Source organism: Okibacterium sp. AC114 (genome assembly GCF_979253355.1).
The window spans coordinates 1682907-1698468 of record NZ_CEEDBR010000001.1; the positions used below are offsets into that span (position 1 = coordinate 1682907).

Annotated in this window: 14 protein-coding genes; 4 read left to right on the plus strand and 10 right to left on the minus strand. The window is 69.0% G+C overall.

All coding sequences use genetic code 11. The features are described from left to right. Nucleotides 1–110 precede the first annotated feature (110 nt). Nucleotides 111–1091, plus strand: coding sequence for a diacylglycerol/lipid kinase family protein (locus ACZ6IE_RS07975; RefSeq protein ID WP_464607487.1), 981 nt, complete (start codon nt 111–113; stop codon nt 1089–1091). Nucleotides 1092–1134: 43 nt separating this feature from the next. Next, complete coding sequence (locus ACZ6IE_RS07980) at nt 1135–1995, plus strand: UbiA family prenyltransferase (RefSeq protein WP_464608612.1); 861 nt, start codon at nt 1135–1137, stop codon at nt 1993–1995. 63 nt (nt 1996–2058) lie between these two features. Here ACZ6IE_RS07980 and ACZ6IE_RS07985 read toward each other — a convergent pair whose 3' ends face one another. The 6 genes from ACZ6IE_RS07985 to ACZ6IE_RS08010 form a co-directional block, all read right to left on the minus strand. Beyond that, nucleotides 2059–3201 (minus strand): FAD-dependent oxidoreductase, encoded by a 1143-nt coding sequence (locus ACZ6IE_RS07985; protein WP_464607488.1) that lies wholly within the window; start codon nt 3199–3201, stop codon nt 2059–2061. Next, complete coding sequence (locus ACZ6IE_RS07990; protein ID WP_464607489.1) at nt 3194–3964, minus strand: class I SAM-dependent methyltransferase; 771 nt, start codon at nt 3962–3964, stop codon at nt 3194–3196. Before ACZ6IE_RS07990 ends, ACZ6IE_RS07985 begins: the two co-directional genes overlap by 8 nt. After that, nucleotides 3961–5181, minus strand: coding sequence for a type III polyketide synthase (locus ACZ6IE_RS07995; RefSeq protein WP_464607490.1), 1221 nt, complete (start codon nt 5179–5181; stop codon nt 3961–3963). Before ACZ6IE_RS07995 ends, ACZ6IE_RS07990 begins: the two co-directional genes overlap by 4 nt. Before the next feature lie 8 nt (nt 5182–5189). Further along, nucleotides 5190–6521 carry an MFS transporter gene (locus ACZ6IE_RS08000; RefSeq protein WP_464607491.1) on the minus strand — a complete coding sequence of 444 codons (1332 nt, stop codon included), beginning with the start codon at nt 6519–6521 and terminating at the stop codon, nt 5190–5192. Between the two features lie 6 nt (nt 6522–6527). Continuing rightward, nucleotides 6528–7109, minus strand: coding sequence for an ArsR/SmtB family transcription factor (locus ACZ6IE_RS08005; RefSeq protein ID WP_464607492.1), 582 nt, complete (start codon nt 7107–7109; stop codon nt 6528–6530). Nucleotides 7110–7272: 163 nt separating this feature from the next. Continuing rightward, complete coding sequence (locus tag ACZ6IE_RS08010; RefSeq protein ID WP_464607493.1) at nt 7273–7767, minus strand: DUF1269 domain-containing protein; 495 nt, start codon at nt 7765–7767, stop codon at nt 7273–7275. A gap of 210 nt (nt 7768–7977) precedes the next feature. On the opposite strand from ACZ6IE_RS08010, the gene ACZ6IE_RS08015 reads away from it, so the two are divergent. Both ACZ6IE_RS08015 and ACZ6IE_RS08020 read left to right on the plus strand, forming a co-directional pair. After that, the gene (locus ACZ6IE_RS08015) at nt 7978–9639 is read left to right on the plus strand and encodes a SulP family inorganic anion transporter (protein ID WP_464607494.1); all 1662 of its coding nucleotides are present in this window, start codon (nt 7978–7980) and stop codon (nt 9637–9639) included. A 107-nt stretch (nt 9640–9746) separates the two neighbouring features. Next, nucleotides 9747–11546, plus strand: coding sequence for a glycoside hydrolase family 15 protein (locus tag ACZ6IE_RS08020; RefSeq protein ID WP_464607495.1), 1800 nt, complete (start codon nt 9747–9749; stop codon nt 11544–11546). Here ACZ6IE_RS08020 and ACZ6IE_RS08025 read toward each other — a convergent pair. The 4 genes from ACZ6IE_RS08025 to dhaK all read right to left on the minus strand — a co-directional run bounded on the left by ACZ6IE_RS08025 (nt 11543) and on the right by dhaK (nt 15509). After that, complete coding sequence (locus ACZ6IE_RS08025) at nt 11543–12910, minus strand: C40 family peptidase (RefSeq protein ID WP_464607496.1); 1368 nt, start codon at nt 12908–12910, stop codon at nt 11543–11545. The two genes, ACZ6IE_RS08020 and ACZ6IE_RS08025, sit on opposite strands and share 4 nt — an antisense overlap. A gap of 221 nt (nt 12911–13131) precedes the next feature. Further along, nucleotides 13132–13854 (minus strand): dihydroxyacetone kinase phosphoryl donor subunit DhaM, encoded by a 723-nt coding sequence (gene dhaM, locus ACZ6IE_RS08030; protein ID WP_464607497.1) that lies wholly within the window; start codon nt 13852–13854, stop codon nt 13132–13134. Beyond that, nucleotides 13851–14486, minus strand: a complete 636-nt coding sequence (dhaL, locus tag ACZ6IE_RS08035; protein ID WP_464607498.1) for a dihydroxyacetone kinase subunit DhaL — start codon at nt 14484–14486, stop codon at nt 13851–13853. The genes dhaM and dhaL overlap by 4 nt, the downstream gene beginning before the upstream one ends. Before the next feature lie 21 nt (nt 14487–14507). Continuing rightward, entirely contained in the window at nt 14508–15509 is a 1002-nt protein-coding gene (gene dhaK, locus ACZ6IE_RS08040; RefSeq protein WP_464607499.1) for a dihydroxyacetone kinase subunit DhaK, read from the minus strand. Nucleotides 15510–15562 lie beyond the last annotated feature (53 nt).

Below are 15562 nucleotides of genomic sequence, written 5' to 3' on the forward strand. Positions count from 1 at the left end.
GCCGGGCGCGCTAGCATGCTTACTCCCCCGGCCGGTAGCCCCCGCCCGGTTGCCGGCCCGAATCGTCCGCCCACATAAGGTAGAGCCTGACCCGAACCCGAGGATGTCTTATGACCGATGTAGCCACGAAAACCGCCGCCGTCGTCTACAACCCGATCAAGGTCGACCTTGACGAGCTGCGCGAAACCGTCAACCGGGAGGCCGCGGCCGCCGGGTGGGGCGACACGCGCTGGTATGAGACATCCATCGAAGATGTCGGACAGGGCGTCACCCGCACCGCCATCGACGACGGTGCCGATCTCATCTTCGCGGCGGGCGGCGACGGAACCGTGCGCGCCGTCTCGGAGGCTGTCCGTGGCACGAACGTGCCCGTCGCCCTGCTGCCGTCCGGCACCGGAAATCTGCTGGCCCGCAACCTGCACCTGACCCTGAACGACATGCCCGGTTCGGTGCAATACGCCTTCACGGGATCCGATCGCGAGATCGACCTGGGCGTCATCGACATCGAGCGCGCCGACCGCACGCGCGAGAAGCACGTCTTCGTCGTCATGGCCGGACTCGGCATCGACGCCAAGATGATCAAGAACACCGACGACGACCTGAAGAAGAAGGCCGGCTGGGCCGCCTACGTCAAGGCCATCGTGACCTCGCTGCGCGACCCCAACGAGTTGCACGTGCGTTTCCAGCTCGACGGGCATCGGCCCGAGCGCCGCACCGTGCACACGCTGATCCTCGGCAACTGCGGTTCGTTGCCCGCCAACATTCTGCTGCTGCCAGACGCGAAGGTCGACGACGGCCTCTTCGACGTCATGATGATGCGCCCGAAGGGTGTGCTCGGCTGGGTTCGTGTGTGGCTCAAAGTGGCCTGGACCAATGGCGTCGTCATGCGCACCAAGGCCGGCCGTGCCCTCGCCGGCCAGCGCAAAAACGACCGCGACATCCGTTACGAGACGGGCACCACGTTCGTCGCCCGCTTCTCGCGCCCCGAGGAGATCGAGCTCGACGGCGACACGTTCGGCGAGGTCGTGGCTTTCAACGCCCGCATCGAACCCGGCGCGATGATCGTGCGCGTGCCCGCCGACGCGGCGTGAGCCCGACTCCCCCATTCGACGTGAGCTGGCCTCGCCGATGAGCGTGCTCGGGCGGGCCAGGCTGCTCGCGCTGTCCTCGCATCCGGGCCCGACGGTCGCCGTCACGACGCTGTCGATCATCCTGGGCGTAGCGATTGGTCTGGATGCCTGGCGCGTCGTGCTCGTGGGCCTCGCCATCCTGGCCGGCCAGCTGTCCATCGGGTTGTCGAACGACTGGATCGATGCCCGGCGCGACACCGCGGTCGGGCGCACCGACAAACCCATCGCCTCGGGCGCTATTCCCGCGTCGACGGTGCGCAACGCCGCCTTCGTCACCGCCGCTCTGGCTGTCGCGCTCTCCTTCGCGCTCGGCGTCGGCACGGGCATCGCCCACACCATCCTCATCACCTCGGGGTGGGCCTACAACGCCGGACTCAAGCGCACGGCCCTCTCACTCGTGCCGTTCCTCGTGAGCTTCGGGCTGCTGCCGAGCGTTGTGACACTCGCGTCCGCCGAGCCGTCCGCGGCGGCCTGGTGGGCGACGGCGACGGGGGCCGTGCTCGGCATCCCCATCCACTTCACGAATGTGCTGCCCGACCTCGACGACGACGCGCGCACGGGTGTTTCGGGGCTGCCGCACCGCCTCGGGCGGCGTGCCACGGGAACGATCGCCTTCGTTGCGCTGGTCGTCGGCGCGGCCTTCGTCATGCTCGGCCCGGTGATCGACGCGGGTTTCGCGACGGGGCCAAGCGTGCTCGCTGTTGCGGGTTTCGTCGTCGTCAGCACGATCGCGGTGGTCGGCGTCGTGCTCGTTCTCACGCGGCCGCCGAGCCGTCTGCTGTTCCAACTCATCATCGTGTCGGCGCTCGTACTGGTTGCGCAGCTCGCGCTCAGCGGCGGCACCATCCTGGCGGCCGCGGGTTAGACGAGCCCCGCCCACCGGTGCGCTGTGCCGCGAAGGCGTGAAGGTGCGCGCCAGACGGCTTCGCTAGATGAGCTTCATCGCATAGACCTGCGCGAGAAGACCGGATGCCGGCGACTTCAGCAGTCCCCCGAGCGCCAGGTTGCGCCCCGCGACCGTCAGCGACGACGCGCGTCGGCCGAGCGCCATGTTGATCTCGGCCTGTCGCGCTGCGCGACGAGCGGCGATACCCCGCTCGCGGGCGTAGTCCGCGGCCCGATCGGGCGAGACCGAACCCCGGCGCACCGTGGTCGCGATGATGGGTAGCAGGGCTTGGGCGTCCAACCATCCGAGGTTCATGCCCTGACCGCCGATGGGCGAGATCTCGTGGGCCGCGTCGCCGATCAGGGCCACCCGCCGGCCGAGCACGCGTTCGACGAAACGACGCCGCACCGTGAACGCGCTCAACATGAGGTTGCTCGAGGGTTCGACCGCGGCGCCCGTGCGCTCGGCCACGAGGGCCGCAACATGATCGGCGTCTGGCTGCTCCATCATGGCGTCGGTGGCGACGACGAAACGGCGCAGGCCGCTCGGCAACGGGAACGATTCGACCACGCCGCGCCGCTCGAGGTGGATGATGGCGTCGGACTCGTCGCCCGTGTCATCCCGGAAATCGCCCATGACGAACGTGTCGGGGTAGAACCTCGTGGCCACGCGGATGCCGAGCAACCGCCGCACGGTGCTGCGCGGCCCGTCGGAGCCGACGACGAAACGCGCACGCTCGGTGACCGTGCTGCCATCGGACGCGGTGCCCGTGACGGTGACATGGCCGGGGTGCTCCTCGATGCCCGAGACCGAGATGCCGCGGTGGAGGGCCTCCGGTGCGAGTTCGGCGAGCTTCTGCTCGAGGTTGGCCTCGGTGCGGTACTGCGGCAGCGAGAGGACGAACGGGAAGCGCTCCGACACTCCCCCGAACGACAGCGTGCCGACCGTGCGCCCACCGCTTCGAGCCACACCGCGGCGAATGGGGATGCCCTCGGCGATGAGCTGATCGGCCAGGCCCAGGCGCTCGAAGATGCCGAGAGCGGGCGGGTGGATGCCGATGGCCCGGGACAGGGTCGCCGGCTGCTCGCGCTTCTCCCACACGGCCACGTCGAGACCGCGGTCGGCGGCGAGGGCCGCCATCATCAGCCCGACCGGACCGCCTCCCACGACGATGAGATCACGCACGGGAAGCACCCCGCCTTCGGGCAGCGGCGTCGAATTCGAGGCGCACGCGGAACGGTTTCTGTCCGCACACGATCCAGTCGGCCGGGGCGACGCGCGCCAACTCGTCGACACGGAAGCTGCGACGGATCGACAACAGCCCGTCGACATGGATGAAGGAGCGACGCGACACCGGCCAGGTGGCGATCTGGTAAGCCCGATAGGCGACGGGCGAGCGCTCGAGGTCGCTGTGCACGACGAAACGGTCGGCCAGGGCCTCGGAGTCGGCGAGCAGGTCCGCGCGTTGGGCGTCGTCGAGGTGGTGCAGCAGGTGGTTCGAGGTGACGATGTCGAAGCGCTCGCCGCGTTCGACGAGGTCGCGGCTGGAGGCGGCCTCGAAGCGCACGCCCGGGCGTTCGCGGCGGGAGGCGGCGAACGCATACGCGCGCTCATCGGGGTCGATGCCCGTGACGCTCAGGCGATACCCGTCGCGGTGGGCCCAGCGCGCGATCGAGCGGGCGATGTCGCCGCCGCCCGAACCGATGTCGAGCAGCGTGTTCTCGCGCGTGGCCGACAGGCGCGGGCGGATGCGACTGCGGTAAACGTCCTTCCACCCCGACACGAGCGCGTTGATCACGCGGAAGTCGCGATAGGTGGCGTCGAGCAGGGCGGCGTCGCACCGCGGGTCGTCCATGAGCTCGACGAGACTCGTGTCGCGCCGGGAGAAATCGGGGCGGCGCCGGTTGGATGCCGGAGCGAGCGGTTTCGTGCCCGTCGCGCGGCTCATCCGGAGACCCGCTTCGTGAGGATGGCGCTCTCAACCGTGAGGCCCGGGCCGAAGGCCATGGCGCACACGCGTTCGTTGCCCGCGTTCCGGCTCGTGCTCTCGCTTGTGCTCTCGCTTGTGCTCTCGCCCGTGCTTGAGCCCGCGCCCGCAGCATCCCCGTCGTGCAGAATCTCGCGCAACACGAACAGCACGGTCGCGCTCGACATGTTGCCGTAGTCGCGCAGCACGCGCCGCGACTCGACCATTTGAGCATCACTCAGCTTCACGGCATCCTGCACCTTGTCGAGGATGCTGCGCCCACCCGGATGGATCGCCCACCGCTCGATATCGGCACTGGCCTCGGGCCGCGACTCCCCCAGGCGCGCCAACAGCGGGTCGAGGGCGCCCTCGATGTGCTTCTCGATGATGGAAGGCACGTAGCTCGACAACACCATCTCGAAGCCGTGGTCACCGATCTTCCAGGCCATATCGGTCTCGCCGACGGGCGTCAGGACGGTCTCGAAAGCGTCGAGGTCGAGCACGGGGTGTCCAGCAGGAGCCTCGCGCGACGTCACGACCGCGGCGGCGGCACCGTCGGCGAAAACCGACGACGCGACGATGGTGTCGGGGTCGTTCGACGACGAGATGTGCAGAGAGCAGAGTTCGACCGAGACGACGAGCACGACGGCATCCGGGTCGGCCAGGCAGAAGTCGCGGGCCGCGCGCAAGGCCGGGAAGGCGCCGTAGCAGCCCATGAAACCGAGGTGGTAGCGCTGCGTCGACGCACGCAGGCCGAGGTCGCGCACGAGGCGATAGTCGGGGCCGGGCGCGAAGAAGCCGGTGCACGAGACGGTGACGACATGCGTGACATCGGCCGCCGTCAGACCACCGGATGTCTCGAGCGCACGCCTTGCCGCCGCGAGGAACAGCTCGGGCGACCGGTCGATGTAGACCTCGTTGCGCACCCCCGTCGTCGGGTTGCGCAGCACACCCGTCGCGCGGTCGACGAAGACACCCTCAGCGTCAGCGTCAGCGTCAGCGTGAGCGGCGAACTCGCCACCCAGTTCGTCGAGCACCGTGTGCCGCGTCTCGATGGCCGAGGCGTCGAACGCCGCCCCGATCAGCCGGTGGGCCAGGCGCCCCATGCCGGGCTGAGCACGAAACAGATCCCGCACATCGGGTTGTCTGATGATCGTTTTCGGCACGGCTGTTTCGAGGGATCGTACGCTCACGGGCATACGTCACTCTAACTCGGCATCGGTGCCCGCCTCGGCCCGTTGACAACCGGGCGTTCGAGGCCCCGCCACACCGAGCCGAGGGCCGGCACGAGGGCGAGGAGCACGTACAGAAGGGCAGCTCCGAGCAGCACGGGTGCCAGGCCCCAGAGTGCGACCCCAGCTCCTCCGACAAGACTGCCGAGCGGCATGGCGGATGCGGCGACGGCGGTGGTCGCCCCGAACACGCGGGCCCGAGCATCCACCGGAATCTGCCGAAAGAGCGTGGACTGCAGGATCGGGTTGATGGCCCCCGCGGCGAGCCCCGCACCGAAAAGGATGCCGAGCACGACGACGGGCGGCGCTCCAACCAGCATCGCGACGAAGGGCGGCGGCCCGGCCAAAGCCAGCGCGATCACGAGGAAACGTCGGCGCGGGAGCCGGGAGGCGACGAGAGGGAAGAGAGCGGCGCCGACCAACGCGCCGGCGGAGAAGCATCCGACCATGAACCCGAAGAGCGCCCCGTTGGCCGAAACCCCCGTGGCCCAGATGGGCATGATGACCGTGAGATTCGCCGAGTCGATGGCGTTGGTGACGAGGATGAGCAGGATGAGGGCGCGGAGGAGCGGCGTGCGCCAGAGGAACGCGAGTCCGAACCAGAAACCGCGGTTATCCGCCGCAGGGCTCCGGGCACCGTCCTCGCCGGTGTCGGATACGAGCGGCGGCTGCGTCGCGGGAGCGGACGCCACGGCATTCTCCGCCGGGACCACGGCCTCATCCTTGGCCTTCGCGATGCTCAGGCGCCGAGCGGGCAGCGAGAGGGCGATCACCACGACCGCGACCACACACATGCCGGCCGTGAAGAACAAGACGTTGCCGGCCCCGACGACCGCGACCCCGAACCCCGCGACCGCTGAGCCGACGAGAGCCGAACTGCGCTGGATCGCCGAACTGGTGCCCGTGACGCGATCGAGCGACCATCCGCGCCGCTCGCCCAGCTCGGGCAGCACGACGGTCTTCGCGGTGTCGCCCGGGGTGTCGAAGATGCCGCCGAGAAACACGAGCGCCAGCAGAAGCCCGAACGGCAGAGCATCCATCATCGCGAGGATCGGCACGGCGATCACGCACAGGGCGCTGAGGGTGTCAGCGACCATGGATGAGAGCCGTGAACCGAATCGATCGACGAGCGGGGCACCCAGCACGCCACCGACGACCACCGGCAACGTCGAGAACATGCCCGCGACACCCGTCGCCGCGGCCGAACCCGTTCGCTCGAGTACGAAGAGGGGCACGGCTACCATCACGATCGCGTTACCCGCCTTGGACAGCGCCAGCGCCGACAAGACGCCGAACAGCGCACGCACGACGAATCAGGCCTTGCGAAAGGCTTGGTAGATGAGGATGGCCGGGGACGTGTCGTCGCCCGGCCGCGCCCCGATCTCGGCCCACTTGGCCGCAACGGCGCGCAGTTCCTCACCGCAGGCCGCCAGCTGGGATGCCGTGAGATGTGCGACGGCATCGCCCGACGCCGCCGCCTCGACCCACTCGGCCGGCAGCGTCTCCTCACGCTCGAGGGCCGCGGATGCCTCGGCGACATAGGCCTGCAGGATGCCGTGACGCAGGGTCCGGCTGGCGACCCGCTCCTCGGGTGCCGCGTCGGGGCCCGTCGGCTGGATCGTCGTCCAGGCGTGACGAGCGCGCCACCAGGTTTCGCGGGCGTCGCGTGCGAGCTCGGGGGCCGGCTCGACGAAACCGTTCTCGGCAAGGACACCCAGGTGGTAGCTCACGGAGCCCGGCGCGGCATCGACGACACCGCACAGCTCCCCCACCGATTGCGGGCCCGTGATGCGCAGCTCGCTCAGGAGTTTCAAACGCAGCGGGTGCGCGAGAGCGCGCATAGCCTTCGGATCGTCGACCGCGATCGTGTTTTTCTTCTTCGGGGATGGATTCACGACCCCACCCTACGATTAACAAGAACTCTTGTGCAAGTTGTCTTGTGGAAAGCATGCGAGGCCCTCACGCACGAACGGGATGCGGCAAGCCGACGCTCTCGCGCCGATCGCCGCATCCCGTTCTCACTGTCACGCGCCCGTCGACCGGGCGTGTGGGTGCTACCTACGCCGTGGCGCCGAGGTCGTGGATGAGGGCCTTCTCGTCCTCGGTCGACAGCGACGTCTGCACGACGTGACCGCCGTAAGGAGCCAGCGCTGCGGCGAACTTGTCCTCGGTCAGCTTCAGCGCATAGACGACGACCGACGACTTGCCCTCGGCGACGCTCTGCTTCACGCGGTCGCGGAACTGCTGGTCGATGCCCGTCTTGTCGAGCCCCGCGAACAGGGCACCGAAGAGGCCGCCCGAGATCAGGCCGAACAGTGGCACGAAGAACAACAGGCCGATGAGCGCACCGAACAGGGCACCGCTCGCGGCGCCGACGCCGACTTTTCCGGCCGGACCGGGGGTCTCGACGTGGGCCTTGCCCTCGTGGTCCACCTTTACCAGCGCGAGCCCGGCGAGTTCGACCACGAGGTCGGTCTGCAAACTTTGGATCTCGTTATACGCCCCCTCGGCGCTTGCCTCGTCGTCGAACGCAATCACAATCAGATCAGCCATATCCGGTCCTTTCCTGGCGGGGTGTTTTCCCCTTGGACGCTAACCTATGGCTCCCCCCGCCCGGGGGGCCAGCGTTTGGACAAAGTTCGTGCTCGCCGACACGCCCACCAGGGCGCGCCGACCACCGCCTCCGTAGTGCTCGCGCGGCCCCACCCCTATAGTGAGGTCATCGGCGGGCATCTGGGCCTGCCATCACGAGGGAGGCTCGCGGTGGCATCTCGTTTTCGCGTGCTCCCGGGGCTCACGGCGCGCACGGCCCTGCGCGAGTCGACGGCAGGCATCACGCTCCTCGCCCTCGCCGTGCCGCTCAACATCGGCTATGCGCAGATCGCCGGGCTGCCGGCCACCGCGGGCCTCTACGCACTCATCCTGCCGTCGATCGTCTATGCCCTGCTCGTGTCGTCCCGTCAGCTGGTGGCGTCTCCGGATGCTGCGGCCGCCGCCCTCGTCGCATCATCGCTCGGCGGGCTCGCCGTGGCCGGCGGAGCCGACTACGCGACCCTCGCGCTCGCGCAGGCCATCATCGGCGGGCTCATGTTCGGGCTCTTCGCACTCTTCCGACTCGGGTTCCTGGCCAGCTTCCTCTCCAAACCGATCCTGATCGGGTTCGTGGGGGGCCTGGCGCTCGACATCCTGGTCAGCCAGCTCGCCAAGATGCTCGGCGTCAAAATCGACAGCGGCGCCGAGTTCGTCGACAAGGTCGCGGCGCTGATCTCGGGCCTCGGCACCGCGAACGTCTTCTCGATCGCGCTGTCGGCGGGTTCGGTCATCGTGCTCCTCGTGGGACGACGCCTCGGCCGCCAGGTGCCGTGGGCGCTCGCCGTGCTCATCGTGTCCACGATCGTTGTGGTGACGACGGGGCTCGAGGCGCGCGGCGTCTCGGTGCTGGGCGCCATCGAAGCGGGCCTCCCCACCCTGTCCTGGCCGGTGCTTCCCTGGTCGAGCTGGTTGGCCCTGATTCCATCCGCCCTGGCGCTCACCATGGTGACCATGGCCGAGGGGCTGCTGGTCTCGCGCAACTACGGTGAGAAGCGCGGTTATCCGACCGACCCCAACCGAGACCTGATCGCGTTCGGTGCGGCCAACGTGGCGGCCGGGGTCTCGGGGGGCTTCACGGTCGGCTCGTCCACCTCGCGCACCGCGGCGCTCGACCAGATCGGCTCGCGCACCCAGTTGCCCTCGATCGTCGCCGCCGTGGGCACGCTTCTCCTCCTCCTCTTCGGCACGGCCCTGCTCGAGCACATCCCCTCCCCCGCCATCGGTGCCATCGTGGCCGTCGCCATCCTGCCGCTTCTCGGCATCGGCGAGCTGCGCAGGCTCTGGTCGGCCGACCGGTTCGAGTTCGTCGTGGCCGCCGTCTGCTTCCTGGGCGCACTGCTGCTCGGCCCCATCCTCGGCATCCTGCTCGCTTTCGTACTGGCGCTCATCAACCTCGCCAAACGTGCGGCCTCGCCCTCTATCGACACCGTGGGGGCAGATGGTGCGGCGGCGCCCCAGCCCACACCCGGCGAGCCCGTCATCCTGCGTTTCGCCGCGCCGCTCTTCTTCGCGAACGCGGCGTCGTTCGAGCGCGCGGTGAGCGACCTGGCCGACGCGAATCCCGCTCCTTGCGCCATCGTGCTCGACCTCGAAGCCGTCACGGATGTCGACGTCACGGGTTCCGAGTCATTTGCCGCGGTCTCGAAGAAGCTTCACGATCGCGGCATCCGATTCGCTGTCAGCCGCGTGCGTCCCGATCTTTCCAGGCGGCTCGATCACTTCGGCCTCCTCGACGGGCTCATCGTCTACGCGACGAACCGGGACGCCCTGGTGGAAGAGACCGGCCGAGCGCCGAGCACGGACAGCACCCGGAGTGACGCCGAAACTCCGTGAGAACGAGGCACGCCCGCGTTACCGCCCCGCGGCAGCAGAGGCCTGCTCCTCGCGCAACCCCCGCCGCGCTTCAGGGTCTTCGCCGCTTCGCCTGACAGGATGAGCGGATGAGCTTGCCGATCGAAGACTATGCCGTCATCAGCGACTGCCACACCGCCGCCCTCGTCGGCATCGACGGCAGCATCGACTGGTTGTGTTTTCCGCGCTACGACTCGGCCTCCATGTTCGGCGCGCTGCTCGGCGACGAGAATCATGGGCGCTGGAAGGTGGCACCGACCCATCCGGATGCCGTCAATAGCCGACGTTACCTCGAGGGAACGCTCGTGCTCGTGAACACCTGGAGCACCCCCGACGGCGTGGTCGAGATCATCGACTTCATGCCGCACGGCAACCGTCGCGCCGATCTCGTGCGACGAGTGCGCGGCATCAGCGGCCGCGTCGTCGTGCGCGAGGAGGCGCGGTTCCGTTTCGGTTACGCCGACGCCCTGCCGTGGGTCCGCCAGATCACCGACTCCGACGGGTCACCGGCGCTCCTCGCGACGGCGGGCCCCGATTCCGTCGTCCTGCGGAGCCCGAAACTGGCCGCGGAAGACCACCGCCACGGTGTCGAGTTCACGGTCGCGGCCGGCGAGACCGTCGACCTGTCACTCACCTGGTATCCCTCGCACCGGGACGCCCCCGAACCCGAAGACATCTCGGCCGTCCTGGCTTCGACGGCCGGCTGGTGGCGCCGCTGGTCCGACCGCTGCGCCCACGACGGTTCCTACCGCCCAGCGGTCGTCACATCGTTGCTCGTCCTGCGCGCGCTCACCCACGAAGACACGGGCGGCATCGTCGCCGCCGTCACCACGTCCCTGCCCGAGCAGTTCGGGGGCAGCCGCAACTGGGATTACCGCTATGTCTGGCTGCGCGATGCCGCCCTGGCCCTCGGCGCGCTACTCGCCCACGGCTACTCCGACGAAGCGGTGGGATGGCGCGACTGGCTGTTGCGCGCGGTCGCCGGTGACCCGTCCGACGTGCAGATCATGTACGGCATCGCGGGCGAACGCAATCTGCCTGAGGTCGAGGTGCCCAGCCTGCCGGGCTACAAGGGCGCGTCGCCCGTCCGTGTCGGCAACGGCGCGGCCACGCAGTTCCAGACGGATGTCATCGGCGAGGTGATGGTCGCCCTGCACGAGGCCCGCGAGGCCGGCATCCGCGAGGACGAGTTCTCGTGGCCGCTGCAGCGCGCCCTGCTCTCCTACCTCACCGACAACTGGCAGCGCCCCGACCGCGGCATCTGGGAGATCCGCGGCGAACCGCAGCATTTCACGCATTCGCGCGCCATGGTGTGGGCGGCCTTCGACCGGGCCGTGCGCGCCGTCGAGGAGTTCGGCCTCGACGGGCCCGTCGACGAGTGGCGCCGCCTGCGCGACGACGTGCGGCTCGAGATCGAAGCCTCCGGTGTCAGCGCCGCGCACGGTTCATTCGTGCAGCACTACGACGCCGACGATGTGGATGCCGCGCTCCTCCAACTGGCCCAGGTCGGTTTCTGCGCCTACGACGACCCGCGCATGCTCGCTACCGTCGCCCGCATCGAGTCAGAGCTGCTCGACCACGACCTGGTCTTGCGCTACCGCACGGAGTCGGGTGTCGACGGCCTCGAGGGCACCGAGCATCCATTCTTGGCGTGTTCGTTCTGGCTCGTCGAGCAATATGCGCACTCGGGCCGTCAGGCCGACGCCGCGCGCCTCATGGACCGCCTCTTGAGCGTGACCAACGATGTGGGACTCCTCAGCGAGGAGTACGACGTCGGCGAAGAACGTCAGGCCGGTAACACGCCCCAGGCGCTCTCGCACCTCGCGCTCGTGCGTGCGGCCGACGCCATCTCGACGGCGCTCGGCAAGACCCCCGTCTCGACGACCTAGCCCGCGGGTCGCCCGACATAGGGCACGAGGTTGTGGGTGCGCACGGGAACGAGCTGAACGCGCTTGCCGGGCTCGGGCGCCTCGATCATCTTGCCGCCGCCCACGTAGATGGTGATGTGGTACATGCCCTGCGAGTTCGTGGACTTGCCGGGCGAATAGAACAACAGGTCGCCGGGCACGAGGCTCGACGCCGAGGCGAGGCGGCCCTGTTTGGTGAGCTCGCGGTACTGCGCGCCCACCGTGTGATAGCCGATGTACACGCCCGCCTGGCGGTAGGCGATCATGGTCAGGCCCGAGCAGTCCCAGGCGTTCGGACCCTCGGCCGCGAACACGTAGGGGTCGCCGAGCTGGGCGTAGGCGAACGCCACGGCACTCGCGGCGGCGGAGCTGGGTGCGCCGGATCCTGACGGTGCCGGCGCGGGTGCCGCGGGGGCCACCGGTGCGGGAGCGGCCGGAGCCACGCCACCGGCCGACGGCCGAGACCCGCTCGTGTTCTGTTGCGCGTTCTGCGCTGCCCGCGCGCGAGCAGCTTCGGCCGCAGCCTGGGCAGCGGCAGCCTGCCGCGCCTGTTCGGCCGCAGCCGCGGCGGCGGCCTGTCGAGCCGCCTCGGCGCGCGCCTCGACACCCGCCTGGTATTCCTTCTCGGTGTTCTCGGTCTGACCCTTCAGATAGGCCAGCTGGGCGTCGAGCTCGTCGGCGTGCGACTGCTGCTCAGCGAGAGCCTTCTCTGAGGCCTGGGCCGCGGCATTCGCGACGGCCAGAGCCGACTTCGATTTCTCGGCAGCGGCCGTCAACGCCTCGGCTGCCTTCACGGCCTGTTCGCTCAGCGACGTGACCTGGTTGGCATCCTTCTTGGCCTGCTCGAGCAGCTCGGCCGAATGCGCGCCCACCTGGTTGAGTGTGCCCAGTTTCGACAGCAGATCGCTTGCGTTCGTGCCGCCACCCGTGAACAGTGACGCCCCGAGGTCTCCCCCGGCGCCCGTGCGGCCGAGTTGCGCCACGATGCGCCCGACCTTCTTCGCCGAAGCGTCGGCCGTCTCCTTCGCGGTGGCGAGTTTCGCCGTCAGATCATCGGATGTCTTCGTCGCCGCCTGCTCGGCCACGAGAGCCACCTGATAGGCCTCGCCCGCTTGCAGCGCCGCAACGCCCTTGGCGTCGGCATCCGATTTCAGTGTCTGGAGCAGGCCCGACAGCCGATCGATCTCGGCCTTCTTCTGGTTCTCGTCAGCGCGCGCCGAGGTGACGTCGTCCCAACTGGGGTAGCTCGGGGCCGCCAGGGCCGGGGATGCCGGACCGACGAACACTCCGGCGGCCAGCACGGCCGCCACCGTCACGGTGGTGAAGAAGGACGATCGACGGGTCATGGGGGCCAGGCCTTTCATACCGGATGCGTCTCGACCGACGTACATCGGCCACAGCACCCGCGCATCTCGGCGGCCACATCCTCGATCACTGTAGTCAGACCACTCGGGCCGCACAAGCGATTTTCGGGACACGCCGAGCACCTGATCCACCTAATACCCGGTGAGACGATAAAGCGGCATCTTCCTATGAATGCGCCAAGAAAATGACCCGCTGCGGGTCGTCAGTCCTCGCCGAAACCCGTCTCGATGAGTTCGCTCAGCTCGTCGACCGCGCGGCGCGCTTCGGAACCGGTCGCGCTGATGCGAGCCTCGGCACCACGCACCAAGCCCAGGGACATGATCGCCAGCAGGCTCTGTGCATCCACGCCGTTCACATCGATGCGTGCATCGAACGAACCGGCGAGCTTCACGAAGTCGGCCGCGGGTCGAGCATGCAAACCGTCCCGGTTGACGAGCACGACCGTGCGTTCGACGGCACCGTCAGAGGCGGATGCATCTCCAGCGTGGGCGCCCGAACCCGCATCCGTTGCCCCGGCCCCAGTCTCAGCCCCGTTCTCAGGCCCGCCGCCGGCGGTCCGCGCCGCAGCGACGACGTCATCCAGCCCCGAGCCCATCTCGGCCGCGACCGCAGCCGCCACCGCGCCCTCGACGAGCGGCGCATCGACCACACGCACCCGCTCGCGCACGGCATCGTCCTCGAGAAAATCCACGGCCGTCTCGGTCGTCAGCAGAGCCGAACCCAGGTCGTACAGCACGACGACACCCTCGCCCGAGTCGGCCGAGGCCAGACCGCTCTGCACCTTCTCGAAGCTCGTGCCGATGCCATCCTCGTCGGTGCCCCCCGCCGAGACGATCGTCACGGACGCGGCCATCTGGTGGGCCAGCTCGGCGACACCCTCGGCGATCTTCGACGAATGCGAGACGAGCAGCAGCCCGACACTCATTTGGCACCCGCTGCCGCGGCGGCCTCGCGCAGGATAAGCGACGACGATTGCGCGCCCGGGTCGCGGTGCCCGATGGCGCGCTCGCCGAGATAGCTGGCCCGGCCCTTGCGGGCGACCAGCGCCTCCGTGTCGGCGGCACCCTTCTGCGCGGCATCGGCCGCAGCAGAGAGGACGGCCGGCACATCGGCGCCGGCGGCCTCGGCAGCGGCGGCCGCCTCCACAGCGGGCGTCCACGCATCGATCATGGTTTTGTCTCCGGGCTCGGCCTTACCCCGGAGCACCACGCCATCGCGCGCCGCGGTGAGCAGCGCGACGATGTCGGAGGGGCCCAACTCGGTCTTACCGGCAATTGCGCCGGCGGCCTTCAAATACGCGGTGCCGAGAAGTGGTCCGGATGCTCCACCGACCGTCGAGATGAGCGTCGAGGCGACCATCTTCAACACATCTGCCGGGGTCTCGGGCGTCAGCGCGTCGAGCTTCGCCGCAACGGCCTGGAACCCGCGGTCGAGGTTCTCGCCGTGGTCGGCGTCGCCGATCTCGCGATCGAGGTTGATGAGCTCGGCGCGGTGCTCCGAGACGATGTCGATCGTTCCACGCACCCACGCGGTCGCCCAGTCGGTTCCAACGGTCATGATGTTCCTTTCGTCCGGGTCCTACCGACCCCAGCGCAGTGCGGCCGTCTGCACGGGCGCATCCCACAGGGTCGTGAGTTCGTCGTCGAGTTTCAGCACGGTCAGCGAGGCACCCTGCATCTCGAGGGCGGTCACATAGTTGCCCACGAGCGAGCGCGTCACCGTGATGCCACGCTCGGCCAGCACCTCGGCGGCGCGGCGATAGAGGATGTAGAGCTCGATCTGGGGCGTTCCGCCCATGCCGTTGACGAAGAGGAGCACGTCATCCCCGCTCGCGAACGGCAGGTCTTCGAGAATCGGTTCGAGCAACCGGTCGACGATCTGGTCGGCGGGTTCGAGCGAGATCTTGGCCCGCCCGGGTTCGCCGTGAATGCCGATGCCGATCTCGATCTCGTCGTCGGCCAGAGTGAAGCTCGGCTCGCCGGCGTGCGGCACGACGGATGGCGTGAGCGCGACGCCCATCGTCCGCACCTGTGCGATCACCTTCTCGGCCACCGTGGCCACCTCGTCGAGCGAATCCCCGCGTTCGGCGGCGGCGCCCGCGATCTTCTCGACGAGGACCGTGCCCGCGACGCCGCGACGGCCCGCCGTGTAGAGCGAGTCCTTGACCGCCACGTCGTCATCCACGATGACCGTGCGCACGGTGATGCCCTCGGCCTCGGCCAGATCGGCGGCGGTTTCGAAGTTGAGCACGTCACCCGTGTAGTTCTTCACGATGTGCAGCACACCCGATCCGCCGTCGACCGCCTGGGTCGCGGCGATGATGGGGTCGGGGGTGGGCGAGGTGAACACGGGGCCGGGAACGGCGGCGTCCAGCATCCCGAAACCGACGAAGCCGGCGTGCAGCGGTTCGTGCCCGCTGCCGCCGCCCGAGACGAGGCCGACCTTGCCGCTCACGGGCGCGTCGGATCGGGCGATGAACAGCGGTTCGGTCGACAGCGTGACGAGGTCGGCATGCGCCAGCGCGAAGCCGGCTACCGACTCGTCGACCACGTTCTTCGGGTCGTTGATGAGTTTCTTCATTGAATCCTCCTGGGCTCGGGGCCACGCGGGCATCGGAGGCCCGCACCCTCAAC

What these genes read in the sequence shown, in the direction of transcription:
- ACZ6IE_RS07995 (WP_464607490.1), bottom strand. Translation starts at nt 5,181, where the DNA reads ATGCCCGTGAGCGTACGATCCCTCGAAACAGCCGTGCCGAAAACGATC.
- dhaL (WP_464607498.1), bottom strand. Translation starts at nt 14,486, where the DNA reads ATGACCGTTGGAACCGACTGGGCGACCGCGTGGGTGCGTGGAACGATC.
- ACZ6IE_RS08010 (WP_464607493.1), bottom strand. Translation starts at nt 7,767, where the DNA reads ATGGCTGATCTGATTGTGATTGCGTTCGACGACGAGGCAAGCGCCGAG.
- dhaM (WP_464607497.1), bottom strand. Translation starts at nt 13,854, where the DNA reads ATGAGTGTCGGGCTGCTGCTCGTCTCGCATTCGTCGAAGATCGCCGAG.
- ACZ6IE_RS08025 (WP_464607496.1), bottom strand. Translation starts at nt 12,910, where the DNA reads ATGACCCGTCGATCGTCCTTCTTCACCACCGTGACGGTGGCGGCCGTG.
- ACZ6IE_RS07990 (WP_464607489.1), bottom strand. Translation starts at nt 3,964, where the DNA reads ATGAGCCGCGCGACGGGCACGAAACCGCTCGCTCCGGCATCCAACCGG.
- dhaK (WP_464607499.1), bottom strand. Translation starts at nt 15,509, where the DNA reads ATGAAGAAACTCATCAACGACCCGAAGAACGTGGTCGACGAGTCGGTA.
- ACZ6IE_RS08020 (WP_464607495.1), top strand. Translation starts at nt 9,747, where the DNA reads ATGAGCTTGCCGATCGAAGACTATGCCGTCATCAGCGACTGCCACACC.
- ACZ6IE_RS07975 (WP_464607487.1), top strand. Translation starts at nt 111, where the DNA reads ATGACCGATGTAGCCACGAAAACCGCCGCCGTCGTCTACAACCCGATC.